The sequence below is a fragment of the Anaerolineae bacterium genome, from assembly GCA_013178015.1.
Classification (GTDB): Bacteria; Chloroflexota; Anaerolineae; order DRVO01; family DRVO01; genus Ch71.
In genome coordinates this window covers 120342-137411 of the sequence record JABLXR010000030.1, presented here as the reverse complement: position 1 = coordinate 137411, position 17070 = coordinate 120342, and the positions used below count along the sequence as shown (strand labels likewise).

The 17070-nt window shown below is 65.7% G+C and carries 18 protein-coding genes; 7 read left to right on the top strand and 11 right to left on the bottom strand.

Going from position 1 to position 17070, the window contains the following annotated elements:
* Window positions 1-332 (top strand): SAM-dependent methyltransferase (locus tag HPY83_12740; GenBank protein ID NPV08813.1); only part of this gene is annotated, 332 nt, incomplete at its 5' end.
* Window positions 333-613: 281 nt separating this feature from the next.
* Here HPY83_12740 and HPY83_12735 read toward each other — a convergent pair.
* On the bottom strand, window positions 614-799 hold the full coding sequence (locus HPY83_12735) for a hypothetical protein (protein ID NPV08812.1): 186 nt from the start codon (window positions 797-799) through the stop codon (window positions 614-616).
* A 138-nt stretch (window positions 800-937) separates the two neighbouring features.
* Here HPY83_12735 and HPY83_12730 point away from each other — a divergent pair, with 138 nt between their 5' ends.
* The 5 genes from HPY83_12730 to HPY83_12710 all read left to right on the top strand — a co-directional run bounded on the left by HPY83_12730 (window position 938) and on the right by HPY83_12710 (window position 6502).
* The gene (locus tag HPY83_12730) at window positions 938-1879 is read left to right on the top strand and encodes an ATP-binding cassette domain-containing protein (protein NPV08811.1); all 942 of its coding nucleotides are present in this window, start codon (window positions 938-940) and stop codon (window positions 1877-1879) included.
* Entirely contained in the window at window positions 1876-3084 is a 1209-nt protein-coding gene (locus HPY83_12725) for an ABC transporter permease (protein NPV08810.1), read from the top strand. The genes HPY83_12730 and HPY83_12725 overlap by 4 nt, the downstream gene beginning before the upstream one ends.
* Entirely contained in the window at window positions 3081-4298 is a 1218-nt protein-coding gene (locus HPY83_12720; GenBank protein NPV08809.1) for an ABC transporter permease, read from the top strand. Before HPY83_12725 ends, HPY83_12720 begins: the two co-directional genes overlap by 4 nt.
* Window positions 4299-4523: 225 nt before the next feature.
* Window positions 4524-5441, top strand: a complete 918-nt coding sequence (locus tag HPY83_12715) for a class II fructose-bisphosphate aldolase (protein NPV08808.1) — start codon at window positions 4524-4526, stop codon at window positions 5439-5441.
* Between the two features lie 38 nt (window positions 5442-5479).
* A complete protein-coding gene (locus HPY83_12710; GenBank protein ID NPV08807.1) occupies window positions 5480-6502 on the top strand; it encodes a 6-phosphofructokinase in 1023 nt (340 codons plus the stop codon).
* A gap of 117 nt (window positions 6503-6619) precedes the next feature.
* Here HPY83_12710 and HPY83_12705 read toward each other — a convergent pair whose 3' ends face one another.
* Window positions 6620-7792 (bottom strand): LysM peptidoglycan-binding domain-containing protein, encoded by a 1173-nt coding sequence (locus HPY83_12705; protein NPV08806.1) that lies wholly within the window; start codon window positions 7790-7792, stop codon window positions 6620-6622.
* A 74-nt stretch (window positions 7793-7866) separates the two neighbouring features.
* Between HPY83_12705 and HPY83_12700 the strand changes: the two genes are divergently transcribed.
* Window positions 7867-8037 carry a hypothetical protein gene (locus HPY83_12700; protein NPV08805.1) on the top strand — a complete coding sequence of 57 codons (171 nt, stop codon included), beginning with the start codon at window positions 7867-7869 and terminating at the stop codon, window positions 8035-8037.
* A 9-nt stretch (window positions 8038-8046) separates the two neighbouring features.
* Here the strand turns inward: HPY83_12700 and HPY83_12695 are convergent, their stop codons facing one another.
* The 9 genes from HPY83_12695 to HPY83_12655 all read right to left on the bottom strand — a co-directional run bounded on the left by HPY83_12695 (window position 8047) and on the right by HPY83_12655 (window position 16756).
* Window positions 8047-8430 (bottom strand): hypothetical protein, encoded by a 384-nt coding sequence (locus HPY83_12695; GenBank protein ID NPV08804.1) that lies wholly within the window; start codon window positions 8428-8430, stop codon window positions 8047-8049.
* Between the two features lie 7 nt (window positions 8431-8437).
* Entirely contained in the window at window positions 8438-8788 is a 351-nt protein-coding gene (locus HPY83_12690) for a DUF192 domain-containing protein (protein NPV08803.1), read from the bottom strand.
* Complete coding sequence (locus HPY83_12685; GenBank protein NPV08802.1) at window positions 8785-10173, bottom strand: CpaF family protein; 1389 nt, start codon at window positions 10171-10173, stop codon at window positions 8785-8787. The genes HPY83_12690 and HPY83_12685 overlap by 4 nt, the downstream gene beginning before the upstream one ends.
* 51 nt (window positions 10174-10224) lie before the next feature.
* Window positions 10225-12108 (bottom strand): tetratricopeptide repeat protein, encoded by a 1884-nt coding sequence (locus HPY83_12680; GenBank protein ID NPV08801.1) that lies wholly within the window; start codon window positions 12106-12108, stop codon window positions 10225-10227.
* Between the two features lie 10 nt (window positions 12109-12118).
* Window positions 12119-13021: a type II secretion system F family protein gene (locus HPY83_12675; protein NPV08800.1), complete on the bottom strand. Its 903-nt coding sequence runs from the start codon at window positions 13019-13021 to the stop codon at window positions 12119-12121.
* Window positions 13022-13076: 55 nt separating this feature from the next.
* Window positions 13077-14081: a secretion system protein gene (locus HPY83_12670; protein ID NPV08799.1), complete on the bottom strand. Its 1005-nt coding sequence runs from the start codon at window positions 14079-14081 to the stop codon at window positions 13077-13079.
* A 156-nt stretch (window positions 14082-14237) separates the two neighbouring features.
* Window positions 14238-14954, bottom strand: a complete 717-nt coding sequence (locus tag HPY83_12665; GenBank protein NPV08798.1) for a prepilin peptidase — start codon at window positions 14952-14954, stop codon at window positions 14238-14240.
* Window positions 14951-16141, bottom strand: coding sequence for a hypothetical protein (locus HPY83_12660; protein NPV08797.1), 1191 nt, complete (start codon window positions 16139-16141; stop codon window positions 14951-14953). Before HPY83_12660 ends, HPY83_12665 begins: the two co-directional genes overlap by 4 nt.
* Window positions 16142-16345: 204 nt before the next feature.
* A complete protein-coding gene (locus HPY83_12655; protein NPV08796.1) occupies window positions 16346-16756 on the bottom strand; it encodes a GxxExxY protein in 411 nt (136 codons plus the stop codon).
* Window positions 16757-17070 lie beyond the last annotated feature (314 nt).

Below are 17070 nucleotides of genomic sequence, written 5' to 3'. Positions count from 1 at the left end.
ATTCCAGGCTGGTGATCTACCCGGAGTATGCAGAGGGGCTCGAGGGTCTAGAGACCGACCAGCACCTGACCGTCGTCTTCCACTTCCACCGCGCTCAGGGCTACTCCCTGCGGCAACACCCGCGCGGGGACGAGAGCCGCCCTCTTCGCGGCGTGTTCAGCCTCTGCTCCCCCCTGCGTCCCAACCACCTGGGGGTCAGCTTTCCCCGCCTGCTACGGAGAGAGGGGAACGTCCTGCACGTCATCGGTCTGGATGCCCTGGACGGCTCGCCGCTCCTCGACCTGAAGCCATTCGTGGCGCCGGGCGACGAGCGGCCTAGTAAGACGCAGTAGATGGCTGTGCCCCCTTCGTTCTGTTGCGGCCCTGCTGGAAGACTGCCGAAGGGCCCTGTAGGCGATCTCCCTTGCCGCATCCCCAACCATTCTCTTACCCGCCAGACTCCATCGCGGGCCGCGATCTTCCGCTGCCCGCTGAATGGGAGTTGCCTCCGACATCCCTCGCCCCCGTGGGCAGCTTGTGGCCCAAAGTCCTGCACATGCGCGCCTGCCTGATCGTCACGCCCAGCGCGGGCGTGCCCACGCTCCCACGTGGACGATGAGGGAGAGGCGGACTCCTACTGCTCCATAACCACCGCCTCGGCCTGAGCCTGAAGCTGGCGGAAAACAACGGCGGATAACCGGTGATCGTCATCGGCGGAGGAGCCACCGAGTACCCGTTCCGGAGAGTCAGCCAGGGTTGGGCTTCGCTGGTCCGCCGGAGGGCCCGCCAGAGCCGCTCCCGGCGGGACCTCGCGCTTCACACCGCCGCTCTCCCCTGCCGCGGAGCGCCGTCTCCTGGGGTCGAGGTGACGCGCCTGTTCCCGGTGCCCCGACCGTGGTAGAATGCCCCCGCCGTGAGACCCGCATGGCTTAAGCCCGTCGGCGGGAGGCTGCATTCCGTGATTCCGGTCCAGGTTACCCACGTAAGCAAGCGCTTCGGGCCAGTCCAGGCGGTGAAGGACGTGTCGTTTGAGGTTCACTCGGGCGAGATCTTCGGCCTCCTGGGCCCGAATGGCGCCGGCAAGACCACTACCATCCGGATGATGCTGAACATCTTCCGTCCCGACTCCGGCACCATCTCGGTTCTGGGCGGACCCATGAGCGAGGAGAAGAAACGGCACATCGGATACTTGCCCGAGGAGCGGGGCCTGTACCGGGAGCTGTCGCTCTTGGAGTGCCTGGTCTACCTGGCGCGACTGAAGGGCGTGTCTCGTGCCGACGCCGACCGCAACGTGCGCCGCTATCTGGAAGAGCTGGACCTAGCGGACTGGTCCGGCAAGAAGGTCAAGGAGCTGAGCCGAGGCATGCAGCAGAAGGCCCAGCTGATCGCCACCCTTGCCCACGAGCCAGAACTGCTCATCCTGGATGAACCGTTCTCCGGCCTTGACCCCGTGAACACCCGCCGGGTCAAGGAGGTGATGGAGGAGCAGCGGGCGGCAGGTCGGGCCATCATTATGTCCACCCACCAGATGCACCAGGTGGAGGCCCTGTGCGACCGCATCCTGCTGGTGAACCGGGGCGAGGGCGTGCTCTATGGCAACCTGGCAGAGATACGGGAGCACTACGCCGGCAACTCCGTCCGGGTCCGGGTCGAGGGCACCCTGGACTCCATCCCAGGAGTGGTGGCGATCACCTCTGAGAACGGCGCCTACCACCTCACTCTGGAGGAGACGACCAGCCCTCAGGAGGTGCTGAACGCCCTATGCAGGCGGCCTCACCTGAAGGTCAGGAGCTTCGAGGTCGCTGCACCCTCATTGGACGACATCTTCATCAGCGTGGTTACCGGTGCCGGCGGCCCCGTGCCCGAGCTGTCCCGCGATGTGGGAGAGATGACCCCGTGAGACCGGACATGGTCAGGGTGGTGGCTTTCTCCGAGTACGGCCGCCGCATGCGGCAGCGCGGTTTCGTGCTTGGGTCGCTGCTGGTGCCTCTCCTAGTGGTAGTTGCCATAGCCATCGCCGGGTTCCTTAGTGCATCGGCGGAGTCGGTGGGCAAACCGTTGGGGGTAGTTGACCTAGCCGGCGTGCTGAGCGATCCTCAGCCCCTCCCTGAGGCAGGGGCTCCTGAGTTCGTCCTCTATCACGACGCGGAAGCAGCCCGGCGCGCCGTTGATGATGGCGTGCTGGATGCCGCCTTCGTCATCGCTCCCAACTATAGCACCACCAGAGAGGTGACCTCGTACAGCCCGGGCGACCTTCCCCGGCAGGCCAGAGACGGATTCCGCGCCTGGCTGCGGTGGAACCTGGCCCAGCCACTGCCGGAGGGGCAGCGCGAGCGTGCCTCTAAGGGAGTGGACCTAGTCGTGCGCTCGCTGGACGGGCGACGCGAGTTCAGTGAGAGTAGCTGGCCCAACGTAGTCATCCCCTTCCTGGCGGCCATTCTGTTCTTCATGATCGTCATCAGCAGCTCAGGGAATGCACTGTCCGCAGTCGTAGACGAGAAGGAGACGCGGACGATGGAGATCATCGTCACCTCCATCTCCCCCAACGAGATCATGGCCGGGAAGATCGCCGCCATCTTCGCCATCGGGCTGACCCAGATGCTCGCCTGGGCTGTCGTAGTGGCGGTCGGCCTCGTGGTGGCCAGGCAGCATTTCGAGGAACTGAGCGCCTTCAGGCTGGACTGGTCTTACGTCGTCCTGATCGCCGCCACCTTCCTGCCTGCCTACGTCCTGATAGCCAGCCTGCTTGCCGCCATCGGCTCCATCGCTAGCGAGACGCGCGAGGGCTCGCAGTTGTCGGTGTTGGTAACCCTACCCACATTCGTGCCTGCCTGGTTCACCCCTCTTATCATAAGCAACCCTAACGGTCTGGCCTCCGTGGCTCTGACCATGTTCCCCCTCACGGCTCCCCTCACCCTTAGCATCCGCTGGGCCTTCACCAGCATCCCTGTTTGGCAGCTACTGCTGAGCCTGGGCTTGCTGCTGGCTTCGGCCGTCGGGTCCGTCTTCCTGGCGGCGCGAGTCTTCCGGGCCGGCATGCTTCGGTACGGCCAGCGCCTGAGCTGGGATGAGGTGCGCCGGGCTATCAGAGGGCAGACAGCATGAGTGCCATCCTGACCATTCTACGGCATGAGTTCATCACCGTCGTCAGACGGCGTTCCTTCATGGTCCTGGTGGTAGGTCTCCCCCTGCTGGCTGGCCTGGTTGTCACCTTCCTCAACCTCACCGCTCCCAGCCAGGAGGACATAGTCAGGCTGGCCCTCCCGGAGGCTCCCTCCGCGCCCCAGGGATACGTGGACCTGGCCGGGATAGTGAAGGCCATCCCTGATCCACTAGCAGGCTCGTACGTGGCCTTCCCCTCGCTCGAAGAAGCCAGGCGAGCCGAGGCCGCTGGGCGGATATCGGGCTTCTTCGTGGTGCCACAGGACTTCATCACCAGCGGTCAAGTGGCGTTCTATAGCCGCGATTTCAACCCTCTGGCAGCCGAGGGTCGGGCAGCACCTTTCCGCTTCGTGCTCCTCTCCAACCTGACGGACGACCTCGCGCTCACCTCGCTGCTGTGGGAACCGGTGCGTTTGCAGGAGGTCGCCCTGGAAGCAAAGCAGGACGAGGGCTCCTCCGACGTCGTCTCGTACTGGCTGCCTTACGGCATGATCATGCTCCTGTTCATGTCGCTAACCTTCTCCTCGGGCTGGCTGCTGCAGAGCGTGGCAAACGAGAAGGACACGCGCATGATGGAGGTAATGCTCTCGAGCGTGTCCCCGGTACAGATGCTGGCCGGGAAGACGTTGGGGCTCGGGGCCGCCGGCCTGCTCCAGCTGGTCATCTGGTTGGCGACCGCTAGTCTCCTCCTTACCCTCGGGGGGCGAGGTCTCAGTATCCCCGAGGGCTTCGAGCTCGGGCTGGACACCCTGGCCTGGGGGCTTGTGCTTTTCATCCTGGGCTATCTGGTCTACGCCTCCCTGATAGCCGGGCTGGGTGCCCTCGCTCCCAGCCTCAAAGATGCCAGCCAGGCCACCTTCCTGGTGTACCTGCCCATGATCCTCCCGCTCTGGTTCATCAACAGCATCGTGAATCAGCCCAACGGAGCGCTTGCCGTCGTCCTGAGCCTGGTGCCCTTCACGGCGCCGGTGGCCATGATAGCTCGGTTGGTGCGGGTATCACCTCCGGCCTGGCAGCTGGCGCTAGCTGTCGTGCTGCTGCTCGCCACCGCCTACCTGGCGGTTCAGGGAGTGGCCCGGCTGTTCCAGGCCCAGACCCTCCTGTCCGGCCAGTCGCTCAGCCTGGCCGGCGTTCGGCGGGCTCTCCGCGCCCGCTGACGAAGCCGGCTGCATGAACCAGATCAGCCACGATCGAACACGGCCGCCTAGCTTCTCCGCGTGCCGCTTCCGTTAGTTCGCGCGGCTTACGCCAGCGGCGCAGCCTGCCCCTCTGGGGATGCCTGCAGCGTTGTTGCCTGCGCTTCAGCCTGCTGGTATCGTACGGGCGCGGGGCCCAAGGGAGGGAAGAACGGGCCCCTCGTCTATGCCACGGGGGGAGCGGGAATGGCACTGGTCACCAGCAAGGAGCTGCTTCGGCAGGCGCAACGCGAGGGCTACGCCGTGGGCGCCTTCAACGCCAACAACCTGGAGATGATCCAGGCCGTCATCGAGGCCGCCGAGGAGGAACAGGCCCCTGTCATCGTCCAGATCAGCGAGGGGGCCATCCGCTACGCCGGCCTCGCCTATCTGGCAAACGCGGTACAGACTGGGGCTCGCCAGGCCTCGGTGCCGGTGGTTCTGCACCTCGATCACGGCAGCGGCTTCGAGACCAACGTGCGCTGCCTGCAGGCCGGGTTCACCTCGCTCATGTTCGACGGCTCGGCCCTGCCCTACGAGGAGAACGTGGCCATCACCGCTCTCATCGTCCGCGCTGCCCACGCCTGCGGCATCCCTGTGGAGGCCGAGCTGGGCCAGGTGCTCCAGGAACGCGACCGAGTCACTGCCGACCAGGTCTCCAGCCACATGACCAATCCCAGTCTGGCCCATGAGTTCGTCAGCCAGACCGGATGCGACAGCCTGGCCATCGCCGTGGGCTCCGTACATGCTATGCGAGCTCAGGAAGCTGAGCTGGACCTGGATCGCATCCGCGCCTGTGCCGCCGTGGTGGATGTTCCTCTCGTGCTGCACGGCTCCTCCGGCGTGACCGAGGACAGCATCAGGGAAGCAATCAGGTGCGGGATAGCCAAGATCAACGTGGGCACCTACATCGCTGCCGGTTTCAGCGAGACCGTCCGTACCCAGTCCGCCGCTCAAGCTGACGAGTACGACATGCGGAAGATCATCGGCCCCGCCCGAGACGAGGTGAGAAGGCGAGTGCGGGAGAAGATCCGGCTCTTCGGTTCGTCCGGCAGAGCCACGCCCCTCTCGCCCAGGTCGACACCCGGAGCCGATTCCGCCCTGGGCTTCGTGGCGGCGGAGTGAGCTCAACCAAGGTAGAAGTCACCAGAGGAGGTGAGGAAGTGAACGTAGGAGTACTGACCGGAGGGGGCGACGTCCCCGGGCTGAATCCTGCCATCAGAGGCGTCGCCCGGCGCTGTCTCCAGCATGGCTACCAGGTCACGGGCATCCTCGACGGATGGCGCGGCCTCATCGAGGCCGACGTGGTCCCCCTGGACCAGAACCGGATCTCGGGGATCCTGCACGTCGGTGGGACTATCCTCGGTTCCTCCCGCACCAACCCGTTCAAGAAGGAAGCGGACCTGAAAGCCGCCTTGGAGAACGTGCCCAAGCTGGGGCTGGATGCCATCGTCGCCATCGGTGGCGACGACACCCTGGGCGTCGCTCTCAAGCTCTACCGGGAGCACAATGTCCCCTGTGTGGGAATCCCCAAGACCATGGACAACGATGTAGGGGAGACGGAGTTCTGCATCGGGTTCGACACCAGTATCGAGATCGTCACTGAGGCCATAGACCGGCTTCATACCACTGCCTGCTCCCACCATCGAGTCCTGGTAGTGGAAGTGATGGGCCGGCACGCAGGTTGGGTAGCCGTTTATGGGGGCATGGCCGGCGGTGCCGATTACATCGCCATCCCGGAGCAGCCCGTGAACGTGGGCGACATCGTCGCCAACCTCAAGCGCCGCTACGAGCTAGGGAAGTGCTTCTCCGTCATCGTGGTGGCTGAGGGAGCCGAGATCGAAGGGATGCAGGAAGTGGAGGAGCGGGATGCCTTCGGCCACGTGGTTCTGGCCAAGAGGGCTGTAGGTCAGGCTCTGGCCGAGCAGTTGGAAGCGGCCACCGGCTTTGAGACCCGCGCCGTCCAGCTCGGGCACCTGCAGCGGGGCGGCACGCCCTCCGCCTTCGACCGGGTGCTGGGCCTGCGACTAGGAGTCCGAGCCGCCGACATGGTCAAGGAAGGCAAGTTCGGTTACATGCCCGCCTTCCAGTGCTCCCAGATCGTGGATGTGCCCCTGGAGCAAGCCCTCCGAGCGAACCGCACCGTGGACCTAGACCTGTACGAGGTAGCCAAGGTCTTCTTCTAGAGTGCATAGTCGATTGAGGCGAGGACGGTGAGTGGCTTGGCGATGTCGCGTTCGGTGCAGGACAGTTCGTCCGGCCAGCGAACATGGCACGTCAAGCTACTCACCATTCACTAGCCGCTACTTCGCTTCTACGTACGAGTTCACTACCCGCGTCAGCAGTCGGACGAACTCCTCTGCCTCCGCCTCGGTGTAGGCCGAGGCGCTGGGGCAGAAGGCACTGGTCGTGGCCAGCACCCCCGTGTGACCGGGCACCACGTACCCCACTAGCACGTGATGAGTGTCTCCGGTCATCTGATCCCAGACCGCCACGCCGGTATCGCCTTCCACCCGGCGCAGGATCAGGTTCGCCCGCTCTACCCCCGACAGTGTCAGCAGCAGGTCCAGGCTCGTCCCGACGTCGGTGCCGGCCGTCCGGCTCACCAGGTAGATCATGGCCGACGCACGCTCGTCCGACAGGTACGGCAGCGGTCCGGCGACACCAGTCACCTCGTCGGCCCTCCACCCTGCGGGCACCAGGATGCGCGCCCCCGAGGCCAGGTATGCCACCTCAGCCCCCTCGAGCAGCCGAGCTGCCTCCTCCTCACAGACCCTCGTCGGCTCCGCCGTCGCCGTGGGAGTTGCTGACGGGAGCGGCGTGGACGTCGCCGGCGCCGGGGGTGCCGGAGTGTCAGTCGGCGGCCCCGGGGTCGCCTCGGCAGTTGCCGTCGGGGTGTCGGTGGGGCTGGGCGTCTCTGTCGGTGTCGCCGTGGCGGTAGCGGTCTCGGTGGCGGTGGCCGTTTCGGTGGGAGTCGCAGTCGCGGAGGCCGTGGCAGTGGGTGAGGGCGTGGGGCTGGGAGTGTCCGTCGCCGTCGGCGTCCAGGTGGGAGTCTGAGTGGCCGTGGCGCTGGGCGATGGGGTCGGGGTATAGGCCAGAGCCAGGGCCGTGCCCGGCGGCAGTCCCTCGGGGAGCGGGATCACCAGCCGCTGGCCTATGTGAATCAGGTTCGGGTCGCCGATCCCATTGGCGCGCTGAATCTCCTGCACCGGCACCCCGTACATTCGGGAGATGCGCGTCAGGGTATCCCCTCGTTGGACCACGTGCTGGATGGAGGCCGGAGCCGGGGTGTCGGTGGGCTTCGGCCGCGCGGTTGGGGTAGACGTGGCCCGCCTGTCAGGGGTGATGATCCGGCTGCGGGTGGGTTCAAAGTCGGGCGGGACTGGCAAGCCACACCCCGCCAGGAGCGCCAGCGTCAGAATGAGAGCCAGCCAGCTTGAGGGCTTCAGCAAGGGGAGCAGCCTGTGGTGGCACACTGGATCCTGCTCGGCCTAAAGCTTCGGCCCCCTCGAGCCGATATAGGAGACAGTATCATCACCGGAGCCATAGGATGCGCCTCATCCCCTTGCTCAGCCGGCTGGTGTTCCTCTTCGGGGGGCTGTTCCTGGTGTTCTTTGGCTTCTCCACCGGGAACGCCACTCTCACCGTGCTGCTGCCCACCTTTGGCGTCTATTTCATGGCCAAGGGTGCCTTCTTCCTGGGCTCTCTCTTGAGTACCTGACGCCGCAGCTCACCCTCCGAGCCCGGCGGCGACCTCGATCACCTCGAGCACGTTGATGGAAGCCACGTAGAGCAGCACCAGCGCCAGGACGCAGGTCACCGCCAAGGCCAAAAGCCTCCGGCGGAGCTGCCACAGCGCCCACGCCGTGCCCACGGCGCCCAGTGTCTTGACCGCCAACAGGGCCCACAGCCCTCCGTGGCGCATAGCCAGCCCGGGCAGCAATTGGCCCACGGCCAGCCCCAGCTCCAGGCTGGCCAGGGTAGCCCCCAGGTCGGTCACATGCCCGAAGAGGTAGAAGCCGAGAGCCACCGCCATCGCCTGGTCGTAACCGCCCTGTCGAGGCGGCGTCGCCCGCCTGGCGACATCCGAGCGCGCGGCCTTGGCCCTGCCCACTGGCGGTCTACTCGACCATGATCCTGTCCCCGACCACCGTCCTGGTCCGCTTCACCGTTCCCGCCGGCAACTCCACCACCATCCGACACTGCCTGCTGATGGGAGCGAACCGGTAGGGACGCACGTTCTCCAGGCAGTGTAGGGCCACACCCTCCCCGCTGACGTACACAGCGTCAATGGGATAGGACATGAAGAACGTATGGATGCCGGTGGAGGGCTTGATGATGAGGCCCTCGCCTGCTGCCAGGGGCGGTCTGCCGATCAGCCCGCGCAGGCGCGTCCAGGCGTTGTCGGCCAGGCCGGCCTTCTCCGCCAGTACAACGCCCCGACTCTCGTTGATGACCCGTACTAGCTTCACCGACCGGTGTACCCGAATATCTCGGCAGGCAGCGACACCCCCGCCATCTCCAGCTTGGCCATGAACCCAGGCCGGATGCCGGTAGGAACGAGGCGCCCAATCACCCGTCCGTTCTCGATCCCGGTCTGCTTCCAGACGAAGATGTCCTGCATCACGATGGTGTCGCCTTCCATGCCCTGGACCTCGCTGACCTGCGTCACCCGGCGGACGCCGTCCGACATGCGTTGCAGGTGAACGATCAGGTCTATGGCGGAGGCTAGCTGCTCGCGGATGGCGCGCAAGGGCAGGTCCATCCCCGCCATGAGCACCATGGTCTCGATGCGCCGCAGGGTATCCCGCGGGTTGCTAGAGTGTATGGTGGTCATGGAGCCGTCGTGACCAGTGTTCATCGCCTGGAGCATGTCCAGCGCCTCCCCGCCGCGGGCCTCGCCCACGATCATACGGTCGGGTCGCATGCGCAAAGCGTTGATCACCAGCTGACGGATGGTAATCTGACCCTTGCCTTCGATGTTGGGCGGGCGCGCCTCCAGCCGGACCACGTGGCGCTGACGTAACTGGAGCTCGGCCGCGTCCTCAATGGTGATGATGCGCTCGTTCTCTGGCAGGAAGCCGCTCACCACGTTCAGCAGGGTGGTCTTGCCCGTGCCTGTCCCTCCCGAGATGATTATGTTGAGCCGGGCCTTGACGCACGCTTCCAGGAACTGGACCAGTTCCGGGGTCAGGGTGCCGAAGAGGATCAGGTCCTGGGTAGTGTAGGGGATACGGGCGAACCGGCGGATGTTGATGGTGGGGCCGTCTATGGCCAGCGGGGGGATCACGGCGTTGACGCGGGAACCGTCGGGCAGGCGAGCGTCCACCATAGGCGACGACTCGTCTATGCGCCGGCCCAAAGGCGCGATGATGCGCTGGATGATGCGGATGACGTGCTCGTCGTCCTGGAAGGTGACGTTGGTCTCGCTCAGCTTGCCCCGCCGCTCGATGTAGACCTGATGGGCCCCATTCACCATGATCTCGGTCACTTCGTCGTCATGGAGGAAGGCGTCGATGGGGCCGTAGCCGAGGATCTCAGCTACGATCTGCTCCAGCAGCTGCTCCTTCTGGGAGCGGTTGAGGATGAGCCCGCTCTCGCTGACCGCCTGCTCGTAGAGCTCTCGAATCTCTTCCCGGAGCTCGGTGGGGTTGAGCGCCGTAGGGTCCCCGCCTCCACGCCGGGCCGACTGCTGAGCGATGAGCTGCAGTTGCACCTTGTTCTTCAGGCTGACGTAGGGTTCCTCCAGGTAGTTGTACTGCGCCAGGTCCGCCACCCTCCGCTCGGCGTCAGATGGCGCCGCTGGTAACGACGGACTCTCCTCGGGCTTGGGCGCCGAGCGTCGGAATAGAGCCATGTCACTCCTCTCTTAGCGCGTCTGCCGGGGCGCACTCGCCCCGCCCAGGCTCTACTTGATCCAGATAGGGTTCCAGTCGTTGTACTCGTTGTTGCTCAGGTTGCGCTGATCGGAGCCATCCGCATTCATGATCCAGATCTGCTGGTGGCCCGTATCCTTGTTGGACCAATACACGATCTGCTGCCCGTCCGGTGACCAGGAGGGGTGCTTCTCCCACTCCCAGTCGTTCTTGGTCAACTGGGTCACGTTCTGTCCGTCAGCCGTCATGGTCCAGATGTCGTCGCTTCCGGTGTGCTCAGACACGAAGGCCACGTGCCAGCCATCCGGACTCCACACCGGGTCGTAGCAGACATTGTCCAATGAGGTGAGCTGCTTGTTGTTCCCGGTGGCCGATCCGTTCACCAACTCCTGTACCCAAATCTGCGCTATGCGGTTGTTGCCCCGAGCCACGTAGAGCTGCCACTTGCCGTCGGGCGACACCATCTCCCTCTTGCGCAGGTCGTCAAACTCCGTGGCACCCCACCGGGCCAGGTTCGCCGGTCGCTGATCCGTACCGTCAGGATTCATCAGGAAGATCTGGGTCACCCCTTCCCGATCGGTCCAGAAGGCGATCTGCCCCTTGTACTCGGCCAGCGGCACTGGAGTGGGCTCTGGCGGTTGAGTGGGTATCAGGTTCGGGTTCCAGATGAACGGCGTCGGAGTGGGAGGCGCGGGCGTCGGCGTCAGGAACATGGCCAGCTCCAGCCTCTTCTGGGCGGCAGCCGACGTGTCCGGCCCAGTGATCCGCTCAGCAGCGGCGTAATCCTGCAGGGCCAGGTAGAGGTCCCCGTTCAACTCGTGCCGCAGGGCCCTGGCCACATAGGCGTCGTAGAGCATCTGAGCCACCGACCCGCGCATGTAATTGAACCGGGCATCGTAGATGGTCTGCAGCACCGGAATGGCCTCGTCCAGCTTCTCCGCGGCGAAGGCCTGCTGTGCCGGCAGGAAAGTCTGCGCCAGTCGCCGCTCGGTGGTCGCCCGCATATCGCCAGGCCGGTACGTCAGCGCCTTGGCGAAGTACTCCACGGCCCTGGAAATCGGCTCCGGCTGGCCTTCAGCCGACTCGACCGCCTCCAGCCCCAGGCTCATGTAGCAGTGGTAGAGCCGCGTCATCACCTCTTCGCGACGGTAGTTGGGGTAGGCACGCCGGATGCTGTCGTAGAGGAAGGCCGCTTCCTGCCAGTTGCCGTGAGCGTAGACCTCCTGGGCCTGCTGCCACACTACTTCCATACTCTGGCCCAACCGCGCCTGCTCCAGCAACCCAGGCACGTCCCGGTAGCCCGGGTCCTGAGCTTGGATCTCCTCCAGCAGGGCCACGGCCCCGGCCCAGTTCTGCTCTACCAGCGCCTCCTGCGCCTGTTGATACAGGTTAGCCAGTTGCCACCGCTGGTTGGCCCACTGGAGCAGCCCCTTGATCTCCTCGTCCAGGGGAAACCGCGAGAGCAGATCCTGAAGGATGGCGATTGCCTGGGCATAGTCGCCGGCCGCCACGGCCGACCGGGCCTGAGCCAGCAGCCCGCCGCGCACGGCTTCCGTAGTGGCTTCGACATCCACGGTCTGGCCCTCGACCGGCGCTGGCTGGCGACTGGCCACCAACACGTAGACCAGAGCTACTGCCAGTACCAGTATCGCCGACCAGACCAGCAACCTCCCTACCGGTATGGGCTTGCGCCTGGGCTTGGCCACCTTGGCCGCGTACTGCTGGTCCAGGCTCATGCGCAGGCGCGCGTCCTCCAGGAGCGGCTGCAACTCGGCCTTGGCCTCTTCGTCGGCCGAATACTGCTCCAGCAGTCGGCTGAAAGCCTGGGCCGCCCTCTGCCAGTCCCCCGTCTGCGAGGCTTGCAGCCCCTGATAGTACAGGGGGTCGCGGCCCCATGGCTTAGTCGAATCTACCATCATCACCTCTCTAGCGCATCATCCCCTGCAGGAACTCCTGGAACCGGGGGATGGAGGGCCCCAGGATCACTATGAACAGGGAGGGGAAGATCAGGAACACCATGGCGAAGACCATCTTGAACGGAGCCCCGCGGGCGCGCTCTTCGGCCCGCTGCCAGCGGATCACCCGCATCTGGTCGCTCTGGGTGCGCAGCACGTTAGCGATGCTGACGCCCAACTGCTCCGCCTGCACCACCACCGCCACGAACGCCCCCAGGTCGGCTGCCTCGGTCCGCTGCACCATGTGACGCAGGGCCTCGGCCCGGCTGATGCCCATGCGCATCTCCCGCACCGCCCGGCCCATCTCCCGAGTGAGCACGTTGTCCCACTGCTCCCCCACCCGCAGCATGGCCGCGTCCAGCCCTAGGCCGGATTCCACGCAGATGGTGAGCATGTCCAGCACGTCGGGCAGGGCCCGCTCGATCTGGTGCTGGCGCGCCTTGATGCGCCGCTTGATCCAGAACGAGGGCAGGTAGTAGCCCAAGGCCGGCGCCGCTACCAGGATGAGGAGACTCTGCAGCGAGAGCTCGGGAGTGTTGGCCACCGACATAAGCGCCAAGCCGAAGAACAGCCCCGCCAGCAGCAGCTTCACCCCCAGGAAGTCCACCACGCTCAAGTTGCCCGGGTTGCCAGCCAGCAGCAGGAGTCGCCTCTGCGCCTCCACGTTGCCCCGCGGGGACAGGCGCCCGAGCAGCCCCAGCAAGCTGCGCAGGAAGGGGAGCACCGCCCGGTCCCAGAAGGGCCGCTGCAGTTCCTCCTCCGCCAGCTCCGAGAACTGCGCGTGCGACAACAGCCGCTCCGTGATCGGGTTGCGCCGCGGCCGCAGCGACATGGTGATGGCGAGCACGCTCAGAAGCGTCAAGCCGCCCACCATAAGGGTGCCGTAGTTGCTGACCAATGCCTCGGGCAAGGCGCTACTCCCTCACAGCCTAGACGTCTATGGCCACAATTCGACGTATGACGATGCCGCCCAGGACAATTCCCAACACTCCCATGACCGCCAGCGTGAAGGGCAATCCGGGGGTGAACAGCCCGCTCATGTACTCCGGGTTGATCACGTACAGGATCACCGCCAGGGCGATGGGCAGGATGGTGAGCAGCCAACCCGTGAGCCGCTGCTGCGTGGTCAGCACCCGGATCTCGCCCAGGATGCGCACCCGCTCCCGGATGGTGTGCCCCACCGTGTCCAGGATCTCGGCCAGATTCCCACCCACCTCGGATTGGATCTTGATCGAGGTCACCACCAGGCTCCAGTCGTCGTTGTCCAGCCGCTCTACGGAGTTGTCCAGCGCCCGGGCCAACGACAGCCCCAGCTGCACCTCCCGCACGATCCGCCCCATCTCGACGGAGGCCGGCTCGGGCATCTCCCGAGTGACGATGGTGAGCGCCTGCACCGGGCCATACCCCGCTCGCAACGACCCCACCACCAGGTTGATGATGTCGTTCAGCTGCCGGGCAAAGGCCAGCCGGCGCAGCCGGGCCCGTCGGCTCACCCACAGCCGCAATACCATTATCGCCACACCGGCCAGCATAATCCCTAGTACTACAGAACCACGCAGCAACCCGAACACGAACCCAGTCGCCGCCAACACGGCCATGATGAGTACGTACTCCGGCACCGAGAGGGCCAGGTTGGCGCGCTCCAGGTCTCGGGCGATGGCCGGGGCCACAGAGAGCCGCATCACCAGCCGACTCAGAATCCCAGGACGCTTGCGGCGCGAGCGAGCTTCCTCCGCCTCGGCCGCCTCCATGGCCACGATCTCCTCCAGCCGGTCCGACGTCTGACTGTAGACGCCGATGAAGTCGCGCAGGGCCAGGAAGAGACAGAACGTGGCCAGCCCCGCGATGGCGCCGGCGTACAGCAACAGCGTCCGGCTCAGGGAGTCTCCCACCGAGAGCTGCGACATCAGCCAGTCAACCCAGACTTCAACCAAGCGTCACCTCGATCGGACACGTGATACGTGATGCGTGATGCGTGATACGTGATACGTGATGCGTGATACGTGACGAGTGACATGTGACAGACCTCACGCCTCACGAGTCACGCATCACGCGTCACGTATCACGCATCACGTATCACGCCTCACGCCTCACCCTGCCATCTGTACCAACGCCACCATCGCCCCCAGGGCCAGCCAGGGAGCATAGGGGATGGTGGACTTGCGCCCCCGCCCCATCAGGATGGCAGCCAGAGCCGCCAGCCCACCGAACACGATCCCGGCGAATAGGGCGTTCAACACCGCCGGGTATCCCACGAGCAGGCCGATGAATCCGGCCAGCTTGACGTCGCCGGCGCCCATGGCCCCCCGCCCCAGGGCGGCGATGGCCAGGAAGCCGACGAATCCCAGGGCCCCGCCCAGCACCGCCTGCCTTAGCGGCGCCGCCTGCGGCACTCCCAGTGCGCTGGCCGCCAGGGCGACGGCACCGGCCGCCAGCAGCACCCGGTTCAGCACCAATCGGTGCTCGAAGTCAATCACCGCCACCAGCAGCAGGAGCGCCCCCCACCCCACCAGCCACACCGCCGTCCAGGTGGGGCCCAGGTAGTGGCCCGCGAGTGCCCCGCCAACCAGGCCCACGGCTACTACCAGTAGCCGTCGGTCAGCCCGGAGGGCGCCCGGCGAACCTAGAATCCCAGCCCCCTTCGCTGAGAAGGAAGGGGGAGCCGGATCTGCCTCCCCTCTCCTCTCAGGAGAGGGGTCGGGGGTGAGGTCACCCGGCGGCAGCACGTCCGCCGCCCAGTTCACCACGGCCGCCAGGGCATCGCCCAGGAGGGCTAACAGCACCGGCCCCAGGAGGGAAGCCATCACCCGCTCCTCCCCAACCCGAGGAGCCCACCTCGTGCCGACGCCGCCCGGGGTGTCGCCTCGGCCACCAGCTCGTGGGCCATCTGCCGCAGTACCCGCGCCAGCGGCTTGCGGCCGTGGCTCTGCACCAGGGGCACCCCCCGGTTGAGGGAGTAAGCCACCAGCGCCGGATCGTCGGCCAGGAGGGCAAATGGCTCCAGCCCCAACAGCCGCCGCACTTGCTTCTCCGGGATGCCGGCGGTCATGTCGTAGCGGTTGATCACCAGCCGCACCTTGTCATCGGGGTAATGCTGCTCCCGCGCCATCTGCAGGAACACCCGAGTGGCCCGCAGGGCGGTCATCTCGGGTGTAGTCAGCAGCAGGATGACGTCGCTCGCCTCCAGCACCGGCTCCGTGCGCGGGTCCATCCAGTACCCGCCGTCCACCACCACCCAGGGGTAGTAACCCCGCAGCACCCGCAGTATGGCGCTCAGATGCCGCGGCTGCACCCGATCGGCGGCAGCGGTGCCCCCAGGCGACGCCAACACTCGCAGCCCCGAGGCATGCCGCACCAGGGCGTGATCCAGTACCTCCGGCTCCAGCGTCTCCACCTGGGCCACCAGCTCGGCTACCGTATGCTGAGGCTTGAGGTTGAGGGCGATCTCCACGTCCCCGTAGGCCGCCTGCCCGTCCACCAGCACCACCGGCGCCTTGCTCTCCTCCCGCATGGCCACGGCCAGGTTGCTGGCCACCAAAGTGCGGCCCACGCCCCCCTTGAGGCTGAACACGGTGAGCAGCCGGCCCGGTGCCCGCCCGCCCGGCCCCCGCATCCCACCCAGCGTGAGGTCGTCAATGGTCTGGGTGAGGCTCTCGGGGGCGAACTGCAGGGGCAGGAAGGCTTTGGCCCCGGCCAGGAGGGCGCGCCGAATGTAGTCCGCCTCCTGGGGATCGGCCAGCACGGTGAGGGGTACCTCGGCCAGTCGCTGGTGCAAGTCCTTCACCGGGACCAGGGGGTCCTCCGGATGCAGGCGGTAGTCCAGCAGGATCAGGTCCAGGGCGCCCTGCACCCCGAGGCTGTAGATGGCCTCGATGTTGGAGACGCGCTGGAGGAGGTGGTACCCGGGCGCGGTGCCCAGCGCCGCTGCCACCCGCTTCTGCAACTCCTCGTCCCGCGTAAGGACTATCACCTGCCTCGGTCGGTCTCTCTGCACTATCTCCTCACCTCATCCGGGGGAAGAGTTTCACCGCAGAGATCGCAGAGACCGCAGAGGAAACGCAGAGAAAGGAAGGGGTGGTTGGACATCTGCTCGAGCGTCTCTCGCCCCATCAACACTGTTCCTACTCCCCGTCCCTTCATTATCTGTCCTCTGCGTCTTCTCTGCGTTCTCTGCGATCTCTGCGGTGAAATCCCTCTCTCAGCGGCCTCTGCGGTGAACCTCCCCCTCCGGGTAGTTGTTGACTAGGCGGCGGAGGCCGTCCTTGAGGACGCGGGTGTTGAAGTTGATGAGCAGCCCCACCGGGAGGCCGCTCAGCTTGAGGTAGGAGAGGAGCTGAGCGGTGTGGATGGGCAGCAGCCCCTCCACCGCTTTCACCTCCACCACCACCGCGTCCTCCACCAGCAGGTCCAGCCGGTAACCGCAGTCCAGCTCCACCTGGTGGTACACTAGAGGTATCGGCTTCTGCTGCTCGAACCTGAGCCCTCGCTGCCCCAGCTCGTAGGCCAGGCAGGCCTCGTACGCCGACTCCAGCAGCCCCGGCCCCAGCGCCCGGTGCACCTCCACCGCCGCGCCGATCACCTCTCTCGTCAGTTCGTTAAGGCATCTCACCGCAGAGACCGCAGAGACCGCAGAGATAAGGATGGATTGTCTATCTGTTCCAGTCTCTCTCGTGCTCCCCAGGACTCCCTCTTCTCCACCCTCTATGTACCCTTGTCTTTCCTCTGCGTCTTCTCTGCGTTCTCTGCGATCTCTGCGGTGATCTCACCGCAGGGATTTCACCGCAGAGACCGCAGAGATCGCAGAGATAAGGATGGATTGTCTATCTGCTCCAGTCTCTCTCGTGCTCCCCAGGACTCCCTCTTCTCCACCCTCTATGTACCCTTGTCTTTCCTCTGCGTCTTCTCTGCGTTCTCTGCGATCTC